Annotated in this window: 3 protein-coding genes; 1 reads left to right on the top strand and 2 read right to left on the bottom strand. The window is 62.0% G+C overall.

Annotated elements, in window-relative coordinates:
• Positions 1-1,813: glutamine amidotransferase (locus ACIREA_RS29025; protein WP_397385812.1), on the top strand; the 1,813-nt coding region annotated here is incomplete at its 5' end.
• 250 nt (positions 1,814-2,063) lie between these two features.
• Here ACIREA_RS29025 and ACIREA_RS29020 read toward each other — a convergent pair.
• Together ACIREA_RS29020 and gpmI are read right to left on the bottom strand one after the other, a co-directional pair.
• Positions 2,064-2,381, bottom strand: coding sequence for a low molecular weight protein tyrosine phosphatase family protein (locus ACIREA_RS29020; RefSeq protein ID WP_397385811.1), 318 nt, complete (start codon positions 2,379-2,381; stop codon positions 2,064-2,066).
• A 10-nt stretch (positions 2,382-2,391) separates the two neighbouring features.
• A partial coding sequence (gene gpmI, locus ACIREA_RS29015; RefSeq protein ID WP_397385810.1) for a 2,3-bisphosphoglycerate-independent phosphoglycerate mutase occupies positions 2,392-3,393 on the bottom strand: 1,002 nt, incomplete at its 5' end.

Below are 3,393 nucleotides of genomic sequence, written 5' to 3'. Positions count from 1 at the left end.
CACGCGCAACACCTTCCAATACCGCGCCGTGTTGGAAGGAATCGCTGGCGACACCTTGCCCGGCAATGACAGCGCCCTCGCCATCGTGGATGTACGCGGACGTCTGCGACTGCTCTACATCGAATCCGACGCCGCCGAAGGCCGCTACCTCATGCAGGCCATGGAAAAGGAAGGCATCGAGCTCGACATGCGTCAGCCGGGCAATCTCGCGATCACGTTTGAAATGCTCGGCGGCTACGATGGCGTGATTCTCTCCGACGTTCCCGCGCACCAGCTTGGCGAGCCGCTCATGAATGCGCTGCGCGATTACGTCGATAAACTCGGCGGCGGCCTCGTCATGCTCGGCGGTCCGGGTTCCTTCGGCGTGGGTGGGTACTATCGCACCCCCATTGAAGAAGTGCTGCCCGTGCGGCTCAAGGCACCCGACGAGGAAGAAAAGCAAAGCGCCGCCGTCGCCATCGTGATGGATCGCTCCGGCTCCATGGCCGGAGAAAAGCTCGAGATGGCCAAGAGCGCCGCCATCGCCACAGCGGAAGTGCTCGGGCACAACGACTCCCTCGGCGTGTGGGCCTTTGACTCGGAGGCCCACGTCGTCGCGCCGATGACGCGGCTGACCTCCACGAATGCGGTGTCCGGTCAGATCGCCGCCATTGCCTCGGGTGGTGGCACCAATTTGCTTCCCGCATTCCAGCTCGGGCGCGAGGCCCTGCTGCGCACGAAGGCCCGCGTGAAGCACATGATCATCCTCACCGATGGCCAGACCGCAGGCTCCGGCTACGAACAACTTGCCACGCAATGCCGTGGCGAAGGCCTGACGATTTCCACCGTCGCCATCGGCGAAGGCTCTCATGTGGCGCTGCTGCAGGCCATCGCCTCCAGCGGTGGCGGGCAGTCGTATTCAACGATGGATGCCAGCAGTATCACCCGCATCTTCACGCAGGACACCCTCATGCACACCGGCCGCATGATCCGGGAAGAGCCCTTCATGCCTGAGCTGAAGGAAAAAGATCCCATCCTCGCCGGGTTTGAAAAGTGGGATTCGCCCGAGCTGCTCGGCTACGTGAAAACCACGCGCCGCACTTCGGCGCAGGTGCCGCTCGTCACTGAAACGGGAGATCCACTGCTCGCGCACTGGCGCTTCGGTCTCGGCAAGGCCACCGCCTTCACCTCGGATGCGAAGAGCCGCTGGGCCTCCCTGTGGATCGCACGCTGGAGCGGCTATGGCCGCTTCTGGTCCCAGGTGCTGCGTGAAACCGCCCGCGCCCCGCAGGGACGCCTCATGGATCTCTCCGCACGCATGGAAGGCGATGACGCACGCATCAGTGTCGATCTGCTTGCAGACGCCGGCACGCGCGCAAACAACGCCACCGTCTCCGCCGAGGTGTTTCACGTGGCGGCAGATGCCCTGGGTGCGCCGCTGAAGGCCGTGCAAAAACTAACGCTGCGCCAGGATGCGCCCGGCACGTATGTGGCAGACTTCAAACCGACGCAGGCCGGTGTGTATCTCATCCGCGCCCAGTTCGGTGCCGAGATGGTCACCACCGGCCTCATTCACAATCCCTCCACTGAAGCCAGCCTTGGCACCGTGAACGAAGAACTGCTGAAGGAAGCCGTGCGCATCACCGGCGGTGATTACCTCACCGATGCCAAACGCCTCCCCAATCTCGAAACCACCAAGGCCGTGCAATATGAAGAACTCTGGCCCGCCCTGCTGCTCGCCCTGCTGATGATCTTCCTCATCGACACCGGCATCCGCCGCTGGGAGCACGTGGTGGGCCTGTGGCAGCTCGTGCCGCAGCGCAAAGCGGCGTGATAAGCACCCAATGTGCTACCGCAGTCATAAGCTCAACAGGGGCGCGGAATTTATTCCGCAGCACTCCGCCGAAGCGGCAGGTTCTTAGCCACGCGTCATTCCCTTCAAGCCGAGGATCACCTTGCCTGTGGCATGCAAGGTGGGACACGCGAGTTGGAACGGCGATGGCTGGAGGATGAGCGCGGAGGGGTGGATGCTTGCGGAGCGCTGCGGAATAAATTCCGCGCTCCTGCATGAGTTTTTCGCACCTTTACAGCAGCGGCTCCACCCGCTCACGAATCAACGCCACCAGCTCCGGATTCATAAACTCAAAATCGTCCGGAATGTCGAGCACATCGATGTGCAAATCACGCACGACTTCAGGAAACTGCTCCCGCAGCCGCTGTTTGTGCGCATGCTCCATCACCATCACACGATCCGCCCACCGCAGCAGCTTCTCCGATACACGGCAGCGTGCGGAAGCGCTGGTGCCAGCGCTGCGCACTTCCACACGCGGATCGTTTTGATACACCTTCTCCGCCGTCGGGCTGCGCCATTGATTGCGGGAGCAGAGGAAGAGAAGGCGCATGATTCAAACATCACTTCTTCACCAGCAGGCTCTTCCCCGTCATCTCAGCCGATGTCTTCACGCCGAGCATGTCGAGCAGCGTCGGAGCAATGTCCGCCAGCTTGCCGTTGGCGACGGTGTAGCTGTTCGCATCCGCAGCGACGTAGATGCCATGGACAAGATTGGTCGTGTGCGCGGTGTTGGGTGATCCATCCGGATTGCGCATCGTCTCGCAGTTGCCGTGGTCGGCGGTGATGAAGAGCTTGCCGCCGAGTTCGAGCACTTTTTGCACAATGAGGCGCACGCCGAGATCGATGGTCTCACAGGCGTGGATGCCTGCTTCGACGACGCCGGTGTGGCCGACCATATCGGGATTGGCGTAGTTCATGATGACAAGGTCGTAGCTCTCCAGACGGCGCATCACTTCAAAGGTGAGATCGGGCGCGCTCATCTGCGGCTTCTTGTCGTAGGTGGGCACTTCCTTCGGGCTGATGGCAAGGTAGCGGTCTTCACCGGGATTCGGCTCTTCGACACCGCTGTTAAAGAAGAAAGTCACATGCGGGTACTTCTCCGTCTCCGCAGCACGCAGCTGGGTCAGTCCGGCGGCGGCCACGACCTGGCCGAGGTTGTTGCTCAGGCTCTCAGGAGCAAAGATCACGCGGGCACCGAGGTCGGTGTAGGTGGCGTCGTATTCGGTGAGGGTGTAGTAGCCGGTCTTCGGAGTGACTTCGCGGTCAAAACCATCAAAGCCTGCTTTCAGGAAAGCATCGCTGAGCTGGCGGGCGCGGTCGGCGCGGAAATTGAACCACAAGATGACATCGCCATCGCGGATGCGCTGCTCGTTGGCGTTGGAGAAAATCATGGGCTGCATGAACTCATCCCCACGCGGGTCTTTCGGATAGGCGGCCTGCACGGCGGCGCTGGGCAGATCCGTGCGGACTTCACCACGGCCAAGGACGATGGCATCCCAGGCGAGCGGGTTGCGCTCCCAGCGCTTGTCACGGTCCATGGCGTAGTAGCGGCCGATGCCGGT

The organism is Prosthecobacter sp. (assembly GCF_044373815.1).
Lineage (GTDB): Bacteria > Verrucomicrobiota > Verrucomicrobiia > Verrucomicrobiales > Verrucomicrobiaceae > Prosthecobacter.
The sequence above is the reverse complement of the archived record's forward strand: the minus strand, read 5'-3'. Positions and strand labels throughout refer to the sequence as shown.

What these genes read in the sequence shown, in the direction of transcription:
- ACIREA_RS29020 (WP_397385811.1), bottom strand. Translation starts at nt 2,381, where the DNA reads ATGCGCCTTCTCTTCCTCTGCTCCCGCAATCAATGGCGCAGCCCGACG.